16 protein-coding genes and 1 tRNA gene are annotated in these 20983 nt (G+C 67.5%); 9 read left to right on the top strand and 8 right to left on the bottom strand.

Translation table 11 applies throughout. The annotated features are described in order from the left end of the window. Positions 1 to 33: 33 nt before the first annotated feature. The 5 genes from BLQ75_RS14020 to BLQ75_RS13995 all read right to left on the bottom strand — a co-directional run bounded on the left by BLQ75_RS14020 (position 34) and on the right by BLQ75_RS13995 (position 6106). Positions 34 to 399 carry a SaoD/DsrE family protein gene (locus BLQ75_RS14020; protein WP_092602391.1) on the bottom strand — a complete coding sequence of 122 codons (366 nt, stop codon included), beginning with the start codon at positions 397 to 399 and terminating at the stop codon, positions 34 to 36. A 60-nt stretch (positions 400 to 459) separates the two neighbouring features. Continuing rightward, a complete protein-coding gene (locus tag BLQ75_RS14015) occupies positions 460 to 1494 on the bottom strand; it encodes a permease (protein ID WP_092602389.1) in 1035 nt (344 codons plus the stop codon). Positions 1495 to 1504: 10 nt separating this feature from the next. After that, complete coding sequence (locus BLQ75_RS14010) at positions 1505 to 2752, bottom strand: type III PLP-dependent enzyme domain-containing protein (RefSeq protein WP_092602387.1); 1248 nt, start codon at positions 2750 to 2752, stop codon at positions 1505 to 1507. Next, complete coding sequence (locus BLQ75_RS14005) at positions 2752 to 4173, bottom strand: CUAEP/CCAEP-tail radical SAM (seleno)protein (protein ID WP_244515529.1); 1422 nt, start codon at positions 4171 to 4173, stop codon at positions 2752 to 2754. The genes BLQ75_RS14010 and BLQ75_RS14005 overlap by 1 nt, the downstream gene beginning before the upstream one ends. A 1849-nt stretch (positions 4174 to 6022) precedes the next feature. Then, positions 6023 to 6106: transfer RNA gene (locus BLQ75_RS13995), tRNA-Leu, on the bottom strand. Between the two features lie 267 nt (positions 6107 to 6373). Between BLQ75_RS13995 and BLQ75_RS13990 the strand changes: the two genes are divergently transcribed. The 7 genes from BLQ75_RS13990 to pknB are packed head-to-tail and all read left to right on the top strand — an operon-like array spanning position 6374 to position 16312. Beyond that, positions 6374 to 7633, top strand: coding sequence for a DUF3662 and FHA domain-containing protein (locus tag BLQ75_RS13990; protein ID WP_092602381.1), 1260 nt, complete (start codon positions 6374 to 6376; stop codon positions 7631 to 7633). Between the two features lie 52 nt (positions 7634 to 7685). After that, complete coding sequence (locus BLQ75_RS13985) at positions 7686 to 8150, top strand: FHA domain-containing protein FhaB/FipA (protein ID WP_092602379.1); 465 nt, start codon at positions 7686 to 7688, stop codon at positions 8148 to 8150. After that, entirely contained in the window at positions 8147 to 9652 is a 1506-nt protein-coding gene (locus BLQ75_RS13980; protein WP_092602377.1) for a PP2C family protein-serine/threonine phosphatase, read from the top strand. Before BLQ75_RS13985 ends, BLQ75_RS13980 begins: the two co-directional genes overlap by 4 nt. After that, entirely contained in the window at positions 9652 to 11115 is a 1464-nt protein-coding gene (locus tag BLQ75_RS13975) for an FtsW/RodA/SpoVE family cell cycle protein (RefSeq protein WP_092602375.1), read from the top strand. Before BLQ75_RS13980 ends, BLQ75_RS13975 begins: the two co-directional genes overlap by 1 nt. Further along, positions 11112 to 12575, top strand: a complete 1464-nt coding sequence (locus BLQ75_RS13970) for a peptidoglycan D,D-transpeptidase FtsI family protein (protein ID WP_092602373.1) — start codon at positions 11112 to 11114, stop codon at positions 12573 to 12575. Before BLQ75_RS13975 ends, BLQ75_RS13970 begins: the two co-directional genes overlap by 4 nt. Positions 12576 to 12578: 3 nt before the next feature. Continuing rightward, positions 12579 to 14324, top strand: coding sequence for a serine/threonine-protein kinase (locus BLQ75_RS24500; RefSeq protein WP_092602371.1), 1746 nt, complete (start codon positions 12579 to 12581; stop codon positions 14322 to 14324). Next, on the top strand, positions 14321 to 16312 hold the full coding sequence (gene pknB, locus BLQ75_RS13960; RefSeq protein ID WP_092602369.1) for a Stk1 family PASTA domain-containing Ser/Thr kinase: 1992 nt from the start codon (positions 14321 to 14323) through the stop codon (positions 16310 to 16312). The genes BLQ75_RS24500 and pknB overlap by 4 nt, the downstream gene beginning before the upstream one ends. Before the next feature lie 246 nt (positions 16313 to 16558). Here pknB and BLQ75_RS13955 read toward each other — a convergent pair whose 3' ends face one another. Further along, on the bottom strand, positions 16559 to 17200 hold the full coding sequence (locus tag BLQ75_RS13955; protein WP_092602367.1) for an aminodeoxychorismate/anthranilate synthase component II: 642 nt from the start codon (positions 17198 to 17200) through the stop codon (positions 16559 to 16561). A gap of 320 nt (positions 17201 to 17520) precedes the next feature. Here BLQ75_RS13955 and BLQ75_RS13950 point away from each other — a divergent pair, with 320 nt between their 5' ends. Both BLQ75_RS13950 and BLQ75_RS13945 read left to right on the top strand, forming a co-directional pair. Further along, on the top strand, positions 17521 to 18825 hold the full coding sequence (locus BLQ75_RS13950) for a TrkH family potassium uptake protein (protein WP_092602481.1): 1305 nt from the start codon (positions 17521 to 17523) through the stop codon (positions 18823 to 18825). Further along, positions 18818 to 19492 carry a potassium channel family protein gene (locus BLQ75_RS13945; protein WP_170837486.1) on the top strand — a complete coding sequence of 225 codons (675 nt, stop codon included), beginning with the start codon at positions 18818 to 18820 and terminating at the stop codon, positions 19490 to 19492. Before BLQ75_RS13950 ends, BLQ75_RS13945 begins: the two co-directional genes overlap by 8 nt. A 298-nt stretch (positions 19493 to 19790) precedes the next feature. Here the strand turns inward: BLQ75_RS13945 and BLQ75_RS23490 are convergent, their stop codons facing one another. Beyond that, positions 19791 to 19946 (bottom strand): hypothetical protein, encoded by a 156-nt coding sequence (locus BLQ75_RS23490; protein WP_092602365.1) that lies wholly within the window; start codon positions 19944 to 19946, stop codon positions 19791 to 19793. Between the two features lie 29 nt (positions 19947 to 19975). After that, entirely contained in the window at positions 19976 to 20800 is an 825-nt protein-coding gene (locus BLQ75_RS13935; RefSeq protein ID WP_244515527.1) for a class E sortase, read from the bottom strand. Positions 20801 to 20983 lie beyond the last annotated feature (183 nt).

Below are 20983 nucleotides of genomic sequence, written 5' to 3'. Positions count from 1 at the left end.
GACACGTCAGTATGCTCGTGTCCGGAAAATACGTCAGAGCGTGATGACCTGGTCGGGAACGTTGTCGGCGAGAGCGCTGTACAGGTCGGGGAAGCAACCGACCTTGACACCGTCGACCGTTCCGAGCGGTGTGCACGAGCCGGGCTGTCCATCTGCCAGGCCGCGTTCCAAAGCGCACTGGTCGCACATCATCAGCAGTATGTTCTGGTCCCGGGCCACCGTGGCGAGCCGTTCGCCGATCGGGTCGGCATGTTTGAGTACGAAGTTGTTGTCATCGAAAAACATCATGCCGACGACCTCCACGCCGTGCCGTCGGTCTTCCAGCTGGGGCAGAATCATTTTGCCCAGTTTGTAGCTTGCTGTGTGTCCCGATGTGCTGAACACGTACGCAACCTTCATGGAGCACCCTTTCCTGGGTTCTTTTTCCGGAGCGCCCTCGTGTGTCTGTGACGTGTCCGGTCACGAGGGCACGAACAGGGGGATCAGCCAGCCGCCGACCATCGCGACGGCGAAGACCGACCCCACGAATGCGAGCAGCAGTGGGCGGCGAAATACGCTGGAGAGCATGGACAGTTCGGGCAGCGAGGCTCCTGCTGCACCGATCACCATGGCGAACACCAATCCGACGCCGACCCCTGACTGGATCAGCGCGTAGCCGATGGGCAATGCGGCTTCTTCACGCATGTACAGCGGTATTCCCGCCACCGCGGCCAGCGGCACGGCCAACGCGGTGGGCAGGTGCTGCATCACCCCGGTCATCGCCTGTTGGGGCACAAGACCGTAGATGATCGCCCCGAGGCCGATGCCGATCAGCATGCGCCAGAACACGTCACGCAGACTGGACAGTGCCGTGTTCCAGGCAGCTCGGGTCTCGTGCGGCCATCCGTACCAGTCGCCCTGTTCGCCGTGTTCGGCTTCCTCCACGGAACACGCGGCAGCGGCCGGGGGCGAGCACGGAGGTGGTGGCTCGGCTCGGTCCCGTTCACTGGGCGGTGATGATGGCCCCGTGGAAGTGGCCGGGAGTGTGTTCGGCAGGGCGTCGCGGCTTTGGGACAGGCCGGGTTTGACATACCGTTCCATCCCCAGTGACGACAACAACCATGCCGCGAGCGCACAGACCGTCACCACGATGATCGTGTAACCGAGTACGATTTCCCATCCGAACAGCACGCCGATCAGGCCGAGAATGAAGGCATCGACCAGTGGGGAGGAAATCAGAAAGGCCAGGGCGGTGTGGAAGGGGACGCCGACACGCAGCAAGCTCAGCAGAAAGGGAACTCCGATGGCCGAGCAGAACGGTGTGACCGCCCCCAGAACGACACCTTTGACAATGCCGATCGTGATGCGTTGGCCACCGAGCCAGCGTTGAATACGGCTGGGGTGCAACCAGCGACGCTGGATCAGCTCCATGACGAAGGTGACCACGAGGAAAAGCGCGATCAGTTCGACGAACAGGACGCTGAACAACCACAGGGTCTCGTTCCAGGTTGCCATGGGTCGTCCACTATGACGAGGTCAGCGGAGCGTGGAGCGTGCTGGACTGCCGAGGGGAGATTGGTACGTCGGGCTGGGAACGCAGCAGCGAGTGGTTTCCGTGCTCGAGAGCGATTTGTACGGGTGGGGCGTGACTGAGAAACCGCTGGGGAGCCGCGGAGAGCCCGTAGGCGCCAGCTTGAGGAAAGGCCACGACAGTGCCGCGCGCGGTGCCCGAGAGCCGGACGTTCTCGGCGAGTACGTCCTCGGGAAGGCACAGGCATCCGAGGATGTCGACGGGTCCAGCAGTCGGAAGACCGTGGGGGTTGTCGGTGCCGTTCTCGACGACGAGGGGAGACGGTCCACGACGAGCGAGGTCCACACCGCATATGTCGGCGCGGTGGTGCACACCTCCGTCCACGATCAGTGCTGTGCGTCCTGCTCGGTGCTGATGACCGACCACGGTCACCGCGTACCACCCGATGGGTGCGACGATGTAGCGGCCCAGTTCGATCACGATGTGTGTCGGTGCGGCGCGATCGCCCAGCGTGGCGAGTTCGTCGGCGATCACGTCGAGATCGAGCTGGGGGTCCTCCGGCCCGTAGGGCACACCAAAGCCACCACCGAGGTCGAGGACAGCCGGTGTGATCCCGGTGCGTTCGGCCGTCTGGGCGCACAGGGTGAAGCTCTCCCGGAGCTGACGCAGTACCTCGTCGGTGTCACAGACCTGGGAACCGGCGAAGACGTGGAAACCCTGTATCCGGCTGGCCAGCTCCGGGTCGTGTTCGATGGTGTGGGTGAGTTCCTGCAGGTCCATGCCGAATCGAGAGGTCTCGTCGGTGCAAACCACAGCGGTCGAGGAAAAGGTCGGCCGCAGCCGAGCCAGCAGAGGCGCCGAGCGGGTCGCGTCGGCCGCGCGCCGCAGTTCTCCGGGTGAATCGCACGAGAGCGGAAACTTCGACTCTCCGGCCGCGTCGAGCACGGCGGGCTCGTGATATGGACCGGTCGCCAGTATGGCCTCGTCCCGAAATCCCGCCGCTCGCGCCGCGGCCCATTCTCCCGCCGAGGAAACTTCCGCGCCGATTCCTTCGCTGGCCAGTACCGCGCACACGTCCACGGCGGGGTTGGCTTTGAGGGAATAGTACAGCCCGATGCGACCGGGCAACCGCGTGCGAAGGACACGAACACGACGACGCAGCTCCGCCAAGTCGTACAGGTAAGCCGGTGTTCCGTTCTCGGTGATCGCCTCACGCATCCCATCCGGCACTGTTCCGGTCATCAGACACCGACCTCCAGCTGCAACAGTTGATTGGTCGTGGGCTCGGCGCAGCAGTACCACGGCTCGTCCACGTGAGGAGCCAGATCCGGCTCGTCGGTGGGAAACTCCGCTGCCGAGGGGGCCGGAAGGCCGGCCGCCCGGTGCGCCAGCGTCAGCACGTTCCGGAAAATCTCCGCACGACTCACTTCGGAGTTCTGAACCCGTTCAACATAGTCGGACACGTCGGTGTGCAATTGGTCCATACGCGGGTCGGGATGGGTCCACGGGTAGCACAACGCCTCCTCGTCGAACTCGCCGATGACCGCTTGCGTCTCCGGCCGGTCCAGCAGAAGCGAACCCCGGGGGATCAACAGGCGAATCGCATACTGGACAGGAGCCACGTTGCCGACCAAATCAAGTCGGTGCAGTGTGCGGAGAAAGTCGAGATAACCCTCCAGGGACACATACGGCATAAAAGCCACGAACGTGGGATTCAGTGCGATACCAGCAGCACGAAGTTGTTCCAGCGCGTATTCGAAATCCTGCGGGGAGTGCTGCTTGTCGAGTACCTCCAGGGCGTGTTCGTCGAACGATTCCACAGCACAGGTGACCAGGGCACAGTTGGTCTCGGCCAACGTGGGCAACAATTGCGCGTGCTTGACCAGGTGCTCCACTTTGATCGTCACATCGTAGGTGATGTCCGGATGGCGGGAATGCAAAGCTTCGACGAGCTTGCGCGCGTGTCCGGGAGCGTTGAGGAAATCAGGATCGCCGAACGTGATGTGTTCGGCCCCTGTTCGGACCAGATTGTCGATGTCGTCGAGCACGACCTGTTGCTGAACCACCCGGAAACGACCACCGTACACAGGGACGATGGGACAATGCCGACAGGTGTGCTTACAACCACGCGTAGCCTCGGTGTAACCGACAGTGCGTGCTTGACCAGCACTGTCGATGAAATGCGCGTAGTGGTCCAGGGCGGGCAGGACACCCCGGTCGGGCGTGACGAATTCTTGCCGTTCCAGCGACACACGGGGTTCGATCTGTGATGTCGGATCGCGCCCAGCGGCATCATCACGAGCCAGACGCTCCACGAGGTCACACAATCCCTGCTCGAATTCACCCCCCAGAATGGTTTGTACACCGAGCGATCGCAGGTAGTCCTCGTTCATCGGCGCGTACAAGCCGTAGAAGCACAGGTGCGCTTCGGGATTGAGGGAGACAAGCTTCTGGATCACCGTGTTCGCCAACCTCGTGGCGGTGTGCATCGGTGCGTAGCAAGCGATAAGGTCCGCCTCACGAACCGTGTTCCCCTCAAGTTTCTGCGTCGAAAGGTCCACACAGTGCACCGAATGACCGGCACGCCGCAACCACGCCGCCGGGGAGGCTAACCCGAATGGTTGACGACCAATCTCGTACGTCGAGAGTAAAACAACCTGCATCGAAGCTCCCCGTGGACACATATACATATCTCGGTAAGCGAATATAAGGATGCTTCCACGGATGAGTTGTGTCAACGTTATTGACCATGTTCGTCCATGTGTCTGCCGAACGATGTTCTGTTTGGAGCAATGACGATGGTCAATGCTGACCAGCGCGAGGAACGACGAACCGCCCCAGCCCGCTGCTACCTCGGCGCACCCGTTCACACAGACCTCAGGAAAACATCGTTCCCGCACCTACCACCCGATCGGAGCATTCTTCGAACACGTGCGGCTCGGAATGGTGATCAGGAAAGTCACACACCCCGCCACAACACTCCGGAGATCGGGCGACCATGGTTCTGCCAGTGACAGAAAAACTCGTGAGATCGTCGACCCCATCATCACCAAGACCGTGAGATCCGGTACAACTCAATCCGCTGTTCAGGGGAGTTCACGCTGGATCTTTCCTCACCTTCACGACAGTCATGTCTTCGCGATCACGCATACCCGGCAGCACGACTTCCTCGCCGACGAAGCCCCAGCACGGGGGCACGCGATGCTTCTCGCTGACCAAGTCGTGGCTCGCCCCGCCGAAAGCAACAGCATGACACCGTGACACCGCCGGCCGCGAGAACACCACCGAAGAGCGGACACCCTGGTTCCACACCGGAAACCACGAACACCCTGACCACCACCCCGGCAACGGGAACCTGCGTCGACGCGACACCGATCCGGACCCACGCACGCGGCCCCTCGACACGCACCAAAACCGGCTCGGCCGACCCCGACGCCGGCTGGTACACCCGCAGCGGCCACGAACCCGACCACCCCAGATCGCCGCGACACAGCACGACCACACCGATCTACGGCTACGAAGTCACCCTGGCCGTCAACGTCTCTCTCTCTCTCTCTCTCTCCCCCCCCCCCCCCCCCCCCCCCCCCCCCCCCCCCCCCCCCACACACACACGACAGCGACGATACTGCCCCACCCGTGCTGGCACTGGCCTACACACTCGAACCACCCGGCCACCGCCCCGGACCAGCCGCCATCGACGCGCTGACCCACGCCCGCACCAACGGCTGCCCCGCCGGACTGTTGGCCGCCGACCGCGCCTACAACAACAGCGACCCCACCCACTTCCAACTACCCGCCCGCGCACTGGGCTACCAGCCCCTGTTCGACCACACGATCGACCAACTCGGCATCCAAGCCGAACACGACGGCGCGCTGCAGATCGAAGGCAACTGGTACTACACCTCCACCCTCCAGGCACTGCCCTACGGAACCCCCGAATGGCACCGGGCCTACTACACACTGCGCAACAGCGTCGAAGGACTCAACGGCTACCTCAAAGACCCCACCGGAACCCACCTCGAACACAACGGCACCCGCCGCATCCGCGGCCGCGCCGCCACCCACCTCCTGGTCGGCATCCAACTCACCGCCGCCAACCTCCGCAAACAACACGCCCACCACGCCACACACCACCCCAACCCCCACACCACGACGCCGCCAACGCCCCCGCCGACGCACCACCACACCACTGCCACAGTGGACCCCCCACCCCCTGAACCCCATACCGCTGCACACCAGCCGGAAACAGGCCGAGAACCCCACCACGGAGTGACACTCGAAACACTCCACCACGGCGCGAAAAGCCGGACCGGCACACATAAGCGAAAGCCCGCGAGAGGCCCCGCCGAGCGAGCACAACGGGCAACGAGCCGACGAACCCCTACAAGACCAGAACACACAAAAAATCGGGGAGAACCCCGCCTCCAGCGAAGCTCTCCCCGATCAACACGTCCGAGCTCGACGAACCATCGTGCCGGTCACCCGACACCCATTGTGCCGTCGGCCCCTCGGTGGGCGAGGGGGGAGTTGAACCCCCACGTCCTTTCGGACACACGGACCTGAACCGTGCGCGTCTACCTATTCCGCCACCCGCCCGTGGGCTTTTCTTCTGTTGTGTCCTCACCGTACAACATCCGGATTCCGTCCCCTCGATGGGGGGTCATGCTCCGAATCGCCGCACCGCTCGTAACGGATCGGTACAATCGGTTCTCGGATCATGTTCCGCATCCGGTGAAGTCAGGCTAGCACAACCGTTTCCCCGGACTCCCCCGGGCCCCGCCCCGCGGTGGAACTAGTAGCTGTAACGGCTCGTCGCGCCAGATACGATGGTAAGCAGGAGTCGAGAGTATGGAGGGGATTGCCGTGGGCCTCGTGCAGCGCTTCGAGCGCAGGCTCGAAGGCATAGTCGGCAACAGCTTCGCGCGGGTGTTCGGCGGCAAGGTCGTTCCCCAGGAGGTCGCGCAGTCACTGCAACGGGAAGCCGAGTTGCAGGTCCGCGAGCTGGCGGGCGGCAGGTTGCTGGCGTGCAACCACTACGTCGTGCAGCTGAGCCCCACCGATTACGACCGACTCATGGAGGACGAGAATCGGGTCACCGACCTTCTCGCCGACTGCGTTCAGGAGCATCTCACCGAGCAGCGGTGGGACACATATGGTGACGTCGTAGTCTCCCTGGAGCGCTCTGAGACGCTGCACACGGGACAGTTTCGAATCAGCTCGTCCGTCGACCCCGACGTAAGCCGACGGCCGGCAACACCTCGTACCGCAGGAGACCGACCCATGAGCCAGCCACCAGGCCAATATCCCCAGGGGGATCCGTACGGCCAGCAGGGGCAGTACGGCTACGACCAGGGCCAGTACGGGCAGGATCCGAACTACGGTTACGGTCAGCCCGGTTACGACCAGGGTTACGGCCAGCCCGGCGGTGGCGCGTACCCGCAGTCCGGTGGCTTCCCCGACCAGGGCTACGGCCAGCCCGGCTATCCCCCGCCGCCTCCGGCCTACGGCCAGCCCCCCGGTTACGACCAGGCCTACGGCCAACCCGGCGGCGCCTACCCCCAATCGGGCGGCTTCCCCGACCAGGGCTACGGCCAACAACCCCCCGGCTACGGCCAGCCCCCCGGTTACGAGCAGGCCTACGCACAGCCCCCCGGCTACGGCCAGCCCGGCGGTGGCGCGTACCCGCAGTCCGGTGGCTTCCCCGACCAGGGCTACGGCCAGCCCCCGGGCTACGACCAGGCCTACGGTCAGCAACCCCCGGGATACGGCCAGCCCGGCTATCCCCCGCCACCGGGAGCTCCGGCCGGCTACCCGCCGGACGCGGCTCCCCGGCAACTGACGGCGACCCTCCAGCTCGACGACGGCTCCAACCGCTCCTACACGCTGCAGCACGGCAGCAACGTGATCGGCCGGGGCCAGGAGGGCCAGTTCCGGCTGCCCGACACCGGGGTCTCGCGCAAGCACATCGAGATCCAGTGGGACGGCCAGGCCGCGATGCTCGCCGACCTGGGCTCGACGAACGGGACCACGGTCAACGGCACACCGGTGCAGACCTGGCAGCTGGCCGACGGAGACGTCATCCGCGTCGGCCACTCGTCCCTGGTGTTCCGGGCACAGGGCTGATCACGGCCCTGCCGACACGAGCCGACCAGCGAACTAGGAGCGTCCCCGACAAGTGTCCGAGCTGGTGATTCAGCTGACCAGAGCAGGGTTTCTCGCCCTGCTCTGGTTGTTCGTACTCGTAGCGCTGCGTGTGGTGCGCTCCGACCTGCAGTCCGCTTCCGGACTGCGCATGTCGGTTCCAGGAGCGGGCAAGGCCTCCCGCAAGCAGTCACGCCCGAAGGCGAAGTCGCCACGGCAGCTCGTGGTCACCGAAGGGGCGCTGTCGGGAACCCGAATAACACTGGAGGGGCGTCCCATAATGATCGGTCGCGCCGATGATTCCACACTCGTCCTGGACGACGACTATGCTTCGACGCGACACGCGAAGCTGTCGCTGCGAGGCCAGGACTGGTACGTGGAAGACTTGGGCTCCACCAACGGCACATACCTGGATCGGGCGAAGGTTACGGGACCGACCAAGGTCCCGCTCGGAGCTCCGATCAAAATCGGCAAAACGGTGATCGAGCTGCGCTCATGACCCTCGTCCTCCACTACGCGGCCCGCAGTGACCGTGGCCTGGTCCGTTCCAACAACCAGGACTCGGTCTACGCCGGCCCACGACTTCTCGCTCTCGCGGACGGCATGGGAGGCCATGCCGCCGGCGAGGTGGCAAGCAAGGTCGTCATAGCGGCGTTGTCCGCGCTGGACGACGACGAACCCGGTGACGACCTGCTCGGCCACCTGCACGACGCGATGCTGTCCGGCAACAACGCGATCTCGGAACTGGTCGCCAGCGATCCGGATCTGGACGGCATGGGCACCACGCTGACGGCCATGCTGTTCGCGGGGAGCAAACTCGGTCTGATCCACATCGGTGACTCCCGGGCGTACCAGGTGCGCAACGGTGAGCTCTCCCAGATCACGCACGACGACACCTTCGTGCAGTCGTTGATCGACGAGGGCAGGATCACCGAGGAGGAGGCCGCCAGCCACCCGCAGCGCTCCCTGCTGCTGCGCGCGCTGACCGGCCACGAGGTGGAACCCAGCCTCGCGGTACGGGAGGCCAGGGCGGGCGATCGCTACCTGCTGTGCTCCGACGGCCTGTCCAGTGTGGTCAGCGAGGAGACGATAGCCGAGGCGCTCGGGACGAGCGATCCCCAGCAGTCCGCCGACCGGCTGATCGAACTCGCGCTCAAGGGCGGCGGCCCGGACAACGTGACCGTGATCGTCGCCGACGTCGTCGACGTGGAATTCGGCGACGACGCGCCGATAGTCGCCGGAGCGGCCGGGTTCGACGACCAGGAGACCCGTCCGCAGCCCGATTCGGCCGCGGCCCGCGCGTCAGCGGCCACCCGCACGCAACCCCCACCGAGACAGCAGGAGCACACCACCCCACCACCGGACCCACCGCGCCGCAGGCGCTGGTTACGGGGCGTGCTCCTCAGCTTCGGCGTGCTCGCGGTGATGGCCGGACTCGTCTTCGCGGGACGTTGGTGGCTGTACAACCAGTACTACATCGGGGTGAACGACTCCGACAAGGTCGCGATCTTCCAGGGAGTGCAGGGCAGCGTGCTGGGTGTGAGCATGCACCGGCAGTTGGAGCTGTCCTGCCCTCCCAGCGCGGCCGAGGGGTGCGAACCGATCGGGGTGAGTGACCTCAAGGAGGCCCAGCGAGCCAACGTTCGCGACGGAATAACGCAGGTCAAGAACCTGGACGAGGCCCGTGAGACGATCCACCGGTTGCGTCTGAGCGGACTGCTGCCCATCTGCGGCGACGGCGGGGGGAAGTCCGGGGACGACCAGGCCGCGAACGAGGGCGGCTCCGGCGACAACGGCTCCGGGAACCAGAACTCCGACGAGCGGAACGGCGAGGGCCAACAGCCCCCCGACAACGGTGAGTCGGCTCCCGACGCCCCCGGCTCCGCCACCGAGCAGCCGGCCGCGAACCAGAGCGAACAGCCCTCCGAGTCCTCGAACGAGGGCACACCGCTGACCTCCCCCGAGCGAACACCGGGTGTCGACTGCCGGACGGTGAGTTGATGGCAGCCACCTCGACCAACCCGGAGAACCGCGAGGCCCCGGGCACGGGCACGACGGGAGGCGCCGCGACACCGACCACTCCGACCCGACGCGGCACCGAACTGGTGCTGCTCGGTTTCGCCGCCGTGGTCGTGACCTGCGCGCTGACGCTCGTGAACCTCAACCTGGAGTCCCAGCCCACGAACCAGATCCTCTACTACGGGCTCGCGTTCCTCGCGTTGTTCGGACTGGCGCACCTCGCCGTACGGCGCTGGGCCCCCTACGCCGACCCGCTGATCCTGCCGCTGGTCGCGGTTCTGAACGGACTCGGGCTGGTGCTGATCCATCGGATAGACATCGGCAACGCGGCCGAGGCCGAACGCAGCGGCGACGCCTTCAGCCCCGCCGCCCCCTCGCAGGTGCTCTACACCGCGCTCGGTCTGGTGCTGCTGACGCTGGTGCTGCTGCTGGTCAAGGACCACCGCACCCTGGCCAAGTACAGCTACACCTGCGGCCTGGTGGGCCTCGTGGCGCTGGCACTGCCCGCCGTGCTGCCCAGCGTGATCGCCCCGAACATCAACGGCGCCAAACTGTGGATCAAGCTCGGGCCGCTGTCGTTCCAGCCCGCCGAGCTGGCCAAGATCCTGCTGCTGGTCTTCTTCGCCTCCTTCCTCGTCTCGAAGCGGGAACTGTTCACCACGGCGGGGCGCCGGTTCCTCGGCATCGATTTCCCCCGCGCACGGGATCTGGCTCCCGTACTGGTCGCGTGGGCCGCCTCGATCGGGATCGTGGTGCTGGAGCGCGACCTGGGCACCTCGTTGCTGTTCTTCGGCATCGTGCTGGTGATGATCTACATCGCCACCGAACGCGCCGTGTGGATCGCGATCGGCCTCTCGCTGTTCGCGGCGGGCTGTCTGGCGGCCTACTCGCTGTTCGGCCACGTGCAGCAACGTGTCGACGCGTGGTTGAACCCGATGACCAGCGACGCCGGTTACCAGCTGCGCAAGGGGCTGTTCGGCATGGCCACCGGCGGCATCGGCGGTTCCGGCCTCGGCGGCGGACGTCCGTCGATCGTGCCCTACGCCGAGAACGACTTCATCCTCGCCGCGGCGGCCGAGGAACTGGGGTTGCTCGGCCTCGCGGCGCTGCTGCTGGTGTACCTGCTGCTGACCGCACGGGGCCTGCGTGCGGCGCTGGCCGTGCGTGACTCCTTCGGCAAACTGCTCGCCGGCGGGTTGGCCTTCGCGATGTCACTGCAGGTCTTCGTCGTCGCGGGCGGTGTGACCGGCCTGATCCCGCTGACGGGGCTGACAACGCCGTTCCTCGCCGCGGGCGGCTCCTCACTGGTGGGCAACTACGTGCTGGTGGGGCTGCTGCTGCGAATATCGGACGCCTCCAGACGACCGCAGCAACCGAGCAAACCGCAACCGCGACAACCCCCGATCGCCGAAGCACATACCGAGCTGGTGGAGCGTCCACGATGAACAAGCCACTACGACGAGTGGCCGTAGCCATGATGGCGATGATCGTGCTGCTGCTGGCCAACGCGACGTATGTGCAGGTCATCAGGGCCGATGCGTTGCGCAACCACTCCGGCAACAGCCGGACGCTGTACCAGCAGTACTCCACCCCGCGCGGCCAGATCATCGCCGACGGCAAGCTGCTGGCCAGCTCCGAGCCCACCGGCAACGAACGGTTCAAGTACAAGCGCGAGTACGCCGACGGCCCGGCATTCGCACCGGCCACCGGTTACTTCTCGTTCGTCTACGGGACCGGCGGGGTCGAGAACGCCGAGAACGAGGTGCTCAGCGGCACCTCGGACTCGTTGGCGCTGAATCGCCTGCAGAGCATGCTCACCGGGCAGGAAAAGCAGGGCGGCAACGTGGAGCTGACCCTGAACCCGGCGATGCAGCAGGCCGCCTACGACCAGCTCGCGGGCAGCGGCGTGCGCGGTTCCGTGGTCGCGCTGAACCCGCAGGACGGTTCGATCCTGGCGATGGCCAACTCGCCGTCCTACGACCCCAACCGGTTGGCCGTGCTCTCCTCGGACGAACAGCAGCAGGCGTGGAACGAGCTCCGCGAAGCGCCCGACGACCCCCTGGTCAACCGGGCCACCTCGACGCTGTACCCGCCGGGCTCCACGTTCAAGCTGATCACCGCCGCCGCGGCGCTGGAGAGCGGCGAGTACGACTACGACAGCGAAGTGACCGCGAAGTCCTCCATCAAGCTGCCGAAGGTGGACACCCAGCTGCCGAACTACGGCGGTTCCACGTGCGGGACGCTGCCCACGGCTCCGCTGTGGGAGGCGATGGCGCGTTCCTGCAACACCGCTTTCGCGGAGATCGCCGGTGACGTCGGCGAGAAGAAGCTGCGGGAAACCGCGCGGAGCTTCGGATTCGGGCAGGAACTCGACGTCCCGATGCGCGTGACGCCCTCCTCGGTGGGCGACATCGAGAACCAGGCGCAGCTCTACCAGAGCGGAATCGGGCAGTTCAACGTCCGCATGACCCCGATGCAGAACGCCATGGTGGCCGCCGCGATCGCCAACGACGGCGAGGTGATGAAGCCGCACCTGGTGGACAAGACCCTGGCCCCCGACATGTCGGTGCTCGACAGCACCGACTCCGAGGAGCTGGGCAGGGCGGTCTCGCCCGAGATCGCGCACACCATCAGGGACATGATGGTCAAGGCCGAGCAGTACGCCGGTGACGAGGGCAAGATCAGCGGTGTGCAGATCGCCTCCAAGACCGGCACCGCCGAGCACGGCGAGGGCAAGAATCCGCACGGCTGGTACGTGGCGTTCGCACCCGCCGAGGACCCCCAGATCGCGGTCGCCGCCGTCGTGGAGGACGGCGGCAACGTGGGTGCCAGCGCGACCGGCAGTAAGATCGCCGCACCGGTGGCGCGGGCCGTGATCCGCGCCGGGCTTCAGGGGGGTGGCTGACGGGTGCCCAACTCCGGCCAAACGCTCGCCGAGCGCTACCGGCTCGCCACCCGCATAGCCGTCGGTGGCATGGGCGAGGTGTGGCAGGCCGTGGACGTGCGCCTGGACCGCACGGTCGCGGTCAAGATCCTCAAGCCCGAGCTGTGCGGCGACGCCGAGTTCCTGCACCGCTTCCGCACCGAGGCACGCACCACGGCCTCGTTGAACCACCCCGGAATCGCCGCGGTGCACGACTACGGCGAGACGGCCGCCGTCCCGGACGGGCCGGAGGACACCGCCTACCTGGTGATGGAGCACGTCGAGGGTGAACCCCTCGCCGCCATCCTCGCCAGGGAGGGGCGCATCACCGCCGAGCACACCCTGGAGATGCTCGAACAGGCGGGCAACGCGCTGCACGCCGCCCACGAGCGCGGCCTGGTGCACCGCGACGTCAAACCGGGCAACATCCTGGTCACGCCGAACGGCACCGTCAAGCTGACCGACTTCGGCATCGCCAAGGCGGCCGACGCGGCACCGGTGACCCGTTCGGGGATGGTGATGGGAACCGCGCACTACATCTCGCCCGAGCAGGCGCTGGGGGGCGAGGCCATCCCCGCCAGCGACGTCTACTCGCTGGCGGTGGTCGGGTACGAGTGCCTGCGTGGCCACCGCCCCTTCCTCTCCGACAACGCGGTGACCGTCGCCATGATGCACATCCGCGACATGGCCCAGCCGCTGCCGCCGGACGTTCCGCCGGGAGCGCGGGCACTGATCGAGGCGACGCTGGTGAAGGATCCGCGCAGGCGCTACTCCGACGGCGGGGAGTTCGCGAACGCGGTGGCCAGCGTGCGGGCGGGCAGACCTCTGCCGACCCCGGTGGCGCTGGCGGTGCCCCAGCAGCCACCACCGGGCGCCCCGTCCCACACCGTCACCCACGCTCCGGTGCGGGGACAGCATCCGGCTCCGGGAGCGCACCACACGGGACAGCAGCCCCCCGTCCCGCCGCAGCCGCAGTCACCGCCCCCGCAGCAGCCCCCGACCGGGAACCAGCATCCTCTCGCGGGGCAGCAACACGCCGCACCAGCGACATACTCCGGTGCCCAACCGCCCGGTCCCCCCACCGGTGTCCCGTTGGCCTCGGGCGCGCACCAGCGGGGCAACACCGTGCCGCCCGGTGTCATCCCGCCGCAGTCAGCACCACCCCCCGGCACTGTCGGCGGCGGGACCAACACGCCGGGCCACCCCGCGGCGCGACGCGTCACCGGGCGCTGGATCGCGCTGTGGGTGGTGCTCGGCGTCGTCGTGGTGCTGATACTGATCGCCAGTGGTTTCGCGCTGCTCCGGATGTACGACCTCGCGGCCCCCTCGGAGACGTACGCTCCGGCGACAGCGACCCCCCGGGAATTCACGAGAAGTGCCCGACCGGACACCAGCGGTCGTGTGAGATTGGCCGATTTCGCCTCTCCGGGGGCGTTCAACGACGATTCGGTGCGGCATCCTGAGGGACGGCTCTCATCGGTTCCGCACCCGGTAGCGGAGTCGGCGATCGGTTCACCGGGAACCGACACACCGCGACAGCGTGGGCTGTCGCCGCGAATCGAAGGCGCCGAAGCGATCCTGCCCGGTCCGGACGGACCCCGGGAGGCCGGCAAGCACGAAGTCGGGGGAACCGCGCACCGCGCCCGGAGCCGGTCGGCAACCGCCGTGGCTGAGCTCCGGGAGGACTTGATGGGACGCTCGTGGACACAGATCGGGACGACGCAGCGATGAGCTCACCGCGACTTCTCTCCAACCGCTACGAGATCGAGGACGCCCTCGGTTACGGGGGCATGTCCGAGGTGCACCGTGGCCGTGACGTCCGGCTCGGCCGGGACGTCGCAGTGAAGGTGCTGCGTGCGGACCTCGCGAGGGACCCCACTTTCCAGTTGCGGTTCCGCAGGGAGGCGCAGAACGCGGCGGCGCTGAACCACCCGGCGATCGTCGCCGTCTACGACACCGGTGAGACCGACTCGGAGAACGGGCCGCTGCCGTACATCGTCATGGAGTACGTCAACGGCCGCACGCTGCGCGACATCGTCAAGACCGAGGGACCACTGGCACCGCGCCGGGCGATGGAGGTCATGGCCGACGCCTCCGCCGCGTTGGACTTCAGCCACCGGCACGGCATCGTGCACCGCGACGTGAAACCGGCCAACATCATGATCACCGACTCCGGTGCGGTGAAGGTGATGGACTTCGGCATCGCGCGCGCGGTCGCGGACGGCCAGGCTGCCGTCACGCAGACCGCGGCGGTCATCGGTACGGCGCAGTACCTCTCCCCGGAACAGGCCAGGGGGGAGACGGTGGACGCGCGCAGCGACGTCTACGCGTCGGGCTGCGTGCTCTACGAGCTGTTGTGCGGTGAGCCACCGTTCACCGGCGACTCGCCGGTGGCCGTGGCCTACCAGCACGTCAGGGAACAGCCGAGCAAGCCCTCCGACACCAATCGGCAGGTACCGGCCGAGCTGGACGCGGTGATCCTCAAGGCACTGAGCAAGAACCCCGAGAACCGCTACGAGTCGGCCGCCGAGATGCGCACCGACCTCGTTCGGGTACTTTCCGGCCAGCGCCCCAAGGCCCCGCTGGTGATGTCCGAGGAGGAGCGCACCGAGCTGGCCGCGGGCGAGACCGAGACCACCCGGGTGAACACCGACCACGAGCCCCGCGTGGCCGCCGCCGTGCCGCCGGACTACGACGGCGACGACGAGGATCACGAGCGCAGACGGCGCAAACGGTGGACGATCGGACTGGTCACCGCGGCCTGCGTGGCGGTGTTCGCCGTGCTGGCCGGGTTGGCGGCGGTGATGTTCAACGGCGGTGGGAGTGAGCAACCGGAGCGGATCCAGCTGGAGAAGCTCACCGGCATGAAGGTCGAGAAGGCCAGAAAGAAGCTGGACGAGGCCGGGTTCACGGAATACAAGATCATCAACAAGGAGTCCGATTCCAGCCAAGAGGGCAGGATCACCTATCAGAACCCCGGTCCGGGGAAGTACCCGCCCGACGAGGCGATCGTCCTCCACAAAGGCACCGGCCCCGGCTCGGTGGAGGTCCCCGACCTCGTGGGGATGACGATCCAGGAGGCAAGCACCGCGCTGCGGGAGAAGGAACTGGAGATCGGTTCCCGGCAGCGCGAGGAAGTCAGCGATCCGAACGACGTCGGAAAGATCATCCGTCAGAGCGCCACCGGCGTGGTGTCGAAGGACAAGGTGATCAACGTCGTGATAGGCAAGGCCGTCCCGAAGCAGTCGGTACCCGACGTGACCGGTCTTCGGGCCGAGGGGGCGAAGCAGAACCTGACCTCGGTGGGTTTCCAGGTCTCGACTGAGGAGGTCCCCTCGACCGAACCCGAGGGAACCGTGGTGGGCCAGGACCCCTCCGGGGGGTCGAACGTGCGCGAGGGATCGGAGATCACGCTGTCGGTCTCGGACGGATCGCGCATGAAGATGCCCAGTGTGCTCGGGCTCGACAAGTCCGAGGCCAAGTCCGAACTGCGCGACGCGGGCTTCAAGGGCGACATCACCACCCGGAAGAAGGCGGTGTCGGAGTCGAGCAAGGAGGGCACGGTGGTGTCCACCTCGCCCTCGGCGAAGTCGGAACTGGACCGTGACGGCAAGGTGACGCTGCACATCGGTGTCGAAGAGAGCGATACCACCCCCTCCGGGGAACCAAGTTCTCAACCTGACGAGGACATAGGCGACAACCCCTTCGACGGATTCTGATCATCCGGCCCGCCCCGCCCGCCCCGGAAGCGCCGGGAGGGCGACTCGCTCCGGCGACCGCGCACGACTCGTGAGGCGGTTCACCGGGGCGGACTCTCCCGGCGCCACGTGCTCTCCACGTGCTCTGCCGGGGCCATGTGGCGATACCCGGCGCCGGCCCCGCAAGCCCGTCCGCGGGGCACGCCGCCGGTGAAGGGCGAATCCGGCGGCGCGCTCTGCAGCCTGGATCGGTACGGCGCCTCCGAGTCAGCGCAGCGCGTTCGCGGCGACCTCGCGCATGCCGCGTTCCAGCTCCTCGACGAGACCCCAGTCCGGGGCGTATCCGGCGAGATCCATCCAGTTGGCCAGCATCCGGTGACCGCCCTCGGTCAGCACCGACTCGGGATGGAACTGCACGCCCTCCAGCGGGAGCTCGCGGTGACGCATGCCCATCACCACCCCCTCCGCCGTGCGCGCGGTGACGTCGAGCTCCGGAGGGACGCTGTCCGGCCGCAGGGTCAGCGAGTGGTAGCGCGTCGCGACGAGCGGCCGGGGCAGTCCGTCGAACACACCGACGCCCCGGTGCTCGATCTCGCTGGTCTTGCCGTGCAGCAACTCCGGTGCCCGCTCGACGACGCCGCCCAGGGCCGCCCCCAGCGCCTGGTGCCCCAGGCACACCCCCAGCAACGGCTTCGCCCCGCGCGCGCAGTCCGAGACGAGGTCCAGGGAACAGCCGGCCTCCGCCGGTTTGCCCGGACCCGGGCTGAGCAGCACGCCGTCAGCCCACCGGACGTCCTCGTCGGTCACGACGTCGTTGCGGCGAACCACGCACTCCACCCCGAGCTGGGCGAGGTACTGCACGAGGTTGTAGACGAAGCTGTCGTAGTTGTCGACCACCAGAACCCGCACGCGGTCAGCCTACTTCGCCCGGTCCCCGCTCGACGAGCCCCGCGAGCGGTCCTGCCGGAACGTGTCACCCGAATCACCCGAACCGCTCGAACCTCGCGAATCTCGCCGCTGTACTGCGAATACCCGGCGGGGCGCGCGTACAGTGCGGCGACGATGCGATAGCGTGCGCGTCTCGTGGACACACCCAGCCCGTCGTCCGCGCCGAGAGCGGTGGTGGCGCCGTGACGAGCAGTACGAGACCGAGCCGAGTACCGAGCGCCGTGGTGCGGCACTCGGCGGGGCTGCTGCGCCGGTTCACGCGTGCCAACCACCCCGCCAGGATGGTGGTGGTCGGGTTCGCGTTGACCGTGCTCGTGGGGACCGTGCTGCTGATGCTGCCGGTCTCGGCGCAGCACGGCACCGCCACGAACTGGGTGACCGCGCTGTTCACCTCCACCTCGGCGGTGTGCGTGACCGGCCTGGTGGTGGTGGACACCGCCGGGCACTGGTCCACCTTCGGCGAGGTGGTCATCCTCGGCCTCATCCAGGTGGGCGGTCTCGGCATCATGACCCTGGCCTCGCTGCTGGGCATGCTGGTGGTGCGCAGGCTGGGGCTGCGGATGCGGCGCAGGGCCCAGGCCGAGACGAAGAGCATCGACCTGGGTGCCGTCCGATCGGTGATCGCGGGCGTGATCGCGCTGAGTCTCGTGATCGAGGCACTCACAGCCCTGGCCCTGACCCTCCGGTTCGTGCTCGGCTACGGGCAGTCCTGGGGGCACGGCGCCTACTTCGGGGTGTTCCACGCCGTGTCGGCGTTCAACAACGCCGGGTTCGCGCTCTACCCCGACAGCCTGCAGCGCTACGCCACCGATCCGCTGGTGTGCCTGCCCGTGGTGCTGGCCGTCATCGTGGGCGGCGTGGGCTTCCCGGTGCTGTTCGAGATCGGCCGCAGACTGCGCGGAAAGCGGCGGCACTGGTCGCTGCACGCGCGGGTGACGGTGGGCACCTACACCACCCTGCTGCTGGTCGGCGTGCTGGCGTTCGGCGCCTTCGAGTGGAACAACCCGGACACACTGGGGCCGCTGGGCACCGGGGGCAAACTGCTGGTCGGGCTGTTCCACGGCGTGACCCCGCGCACCGCGGGCTTCACCACCGTGGACATCGGTGGGATCGACCCGACCACGATGCTGGTAAACGACGTGCTCATGTTCGTGGGTGGCGGCAGCGCGGGCACGGCGGGCGGTATCAAGGTCACCACCTTCGCGCTGCTGGCGTTCGTGATACTCGCCGAAGTGCGCGGCGAGTCGCAGGTGCACGTGCTGGGACGCAAACTGCCGGTGGGGGTACAGCGCCAGGCGCTGACCGTGGTGCTGGTGGGCGTGGGCATGGTGTTCACCGCGACGCTGCTGCTGCTCGTGCTCACCCCCTTCAAACTGGACGCGGCCCTGTTCGAGTCGATCTCGGCCTTCGGCACCGTCGGCCTCTCCACCGGCATCACCGAGCAGCTACCGCGTCTGGGTGAGCTGGTGCTGGTGGTGCTGATGTTCACCGGCAGGCTGGGCCCGATCACCATGGCCTCCGCTCTGGCGCTGCGGGAGCGTGGCCGCCGTTACGACTTGCCCGAGGAGAGACCGATCGTTGGCTAGGCAGACCCACAGCTCACGCCCGTCCCGCGTAGTGGTGATCGGACTGGGCCGCTTCGGCGGTTCACTCGCGGTGGAGCTCGTCGAACGCGGCTCCGAGGTGCTGGCGCTGGACAACCGGCCACACCTGGTCCAGCAGTTCTCGGACGCGGTGACCCACGCGGCGGTGGCCGACACCACCGATCCCGAGGTACTGCGGCAGCTCGACGTACCCGACTTCCGGCGCGCCGTGGTGGCGATCGGCGACGACCTGGAGGCCAGCATCCTGACCACCTCCCTGCTCGTCGACTTCGAGATCCCCCACATCTGGGCCAAGGCGGTGAGCAGGCAGCACGGGCGCATCCTCGAACGCGTCGGCGCGCACCGGGTGGTGCTGCCCGAGCACGACATGGGCGAGCGCGTGGCGCACCTGGTGACCGGCCGGATGCTGGACTACATCCAGTTCGAGGACGACTACGCGATCGTCAAGACCCGAGCTCCCGCCGCGGCGGTGGAGCGGCCACTGAGCGAGACCAAGGTGCGCAGCAAGTACGGTGTGACCGTGGTGGGCATCAAGCGCCCCGGCGAGGGGTTCACCTACGCCACCCAGGAAACCGTGCTGCACCACGGCGACATCCTGATCGTGTCCGGCCGGTCCAGGGACGTCGAGCGGTTCGCCGACCTCACTTAGGGTGTTCGCGACAGGGCTTGCCCACGTGGCCGGTAACCGGCACATGAGTCCGCGCCTCGCGGCGTTGGGCCGGCTGGTGAGTAGCGACCTACGCGGCGAGCGGCCCGGCCTCGCGATGCATCCGACTCACGCACCGGGGATAACCGCGCTGCGACCCGCATGGTCCCGTTTCGGCAGCGGTCCCGAAAGTGGCGATTTCGCGAGAAATCGACAGCGGTTCGGGAGTGGTACGGGAGTGAATTCGGCACCGGGAACGCGGGACGGAACGGGTGGCGGGGCCACTGATTCCCGCGAGGGTTCATTCCAGGGTGGGGTCGTCGAACGGCAGCATCGGCTCGACGGCCGGGAAGATCACGAACAGCAGCAGCGCCACCACCACCGCCACCAGCACCAGGGCGGTGACCGCCTTCACCGCCACCGGCCCGGGTAGGTGCCGCCAGATCCACGCGTACATGCCGCGCCCCCGCTCTCGTCCCTCGGTTCTCAACCGCCCAACTCGGGTGGCCGGAGGTCCGGTCGCTCGGCCACCTTCGGATAGCGCTTGGTCAGCACCCCGTGCACGATCATCCGCTTCTCGGCCGAGAAGCGCGGATGGCAGGTGGTCAGCGTGATCAGCCTGCTGCGCCACTGCTCGGGAACGGTGCCGCGCGGCACCCCCGGCACGGGATCGATGACCTCGCGACGTTCGGGCTCGACTATCGTCCTGCCGAAGACGTCGCGGTAGGGGCCACCGATCGGGGCGACTCCGGCGCAGCGCTCCGGGGCCGTTTCCGGGTCCCAGTCGGCCGCCTCGCCCCGCAGCGGGAGCACGCGGTAGACGTACCAGTCGGTGGCCGTTTCGACGACCACCGCGTCGCAGGAGCCGAGCCGGTCGAGGTCGCCGAACGGGGCCATGCGTCCCGAGCGGTGCCCCGCCAGGGCGAAGTTCCCCCGCTGCCCGGGCAGGGCCGTCCCGCCGTAGTGCCCGGGCCCCGCAGCCAGCGTGTCCTGGTCCGTTCCCTCCAGCACGGTGAACGGGAAGTCCGGGCCGAGGCTCGGGATGTGGAGCCGGGCGAACCCGCGCCCCGGCACGGGGGGCGGTGCCTGCTCGTCCGGGGAGACCTCCCGCCACTGCCCCCGCAGCCGCTCGGTGGCATCGGCCTGTTGGCGCGCCGAGAACCAACTGGTCACCTGGACCTCGTAGAACACGAAGAGCAGGACGACCAGCCCCAGGGTGATGAGGGCCTCACCGAGTCCGCGCAGCAGCGGGCGCCAGCGCCCGGACCGCCCACGCGGCGGTGGGGCCTGCGGCGACGTGTCTACACTCACCATGACGCCCTCCTCGAACTCGATCGAGGGATATCGACAGCAGCATACGGGTTGTTCGGAAAATCGGGACATTGCGTTAACGTGTGGGTGGAAACGGGTCGCCGTGGGGCGGTTCGTTCGTCGGTGGGTGGCACGGCGGTGCCGTCGGGCCGCCGCGGACGTGCGGAACACCTCGCTGCGCGA

This window comes from Actinopolyspora xinjiangensis (assembly GCF_900104475.1).
Classification (GTDB): Bacteria; Actinomycetota; Actinomycetes; order Mycobacteriales; family Pseudonocardiaceae; genus Actinopolyspora; species Actinopolyspora xinjiangensis.
The sequence above is the reverse complement of the archived record's forward strand: the minus strand, read 5'-3'. Positions and strand labels throughout refer to the sequence as shown.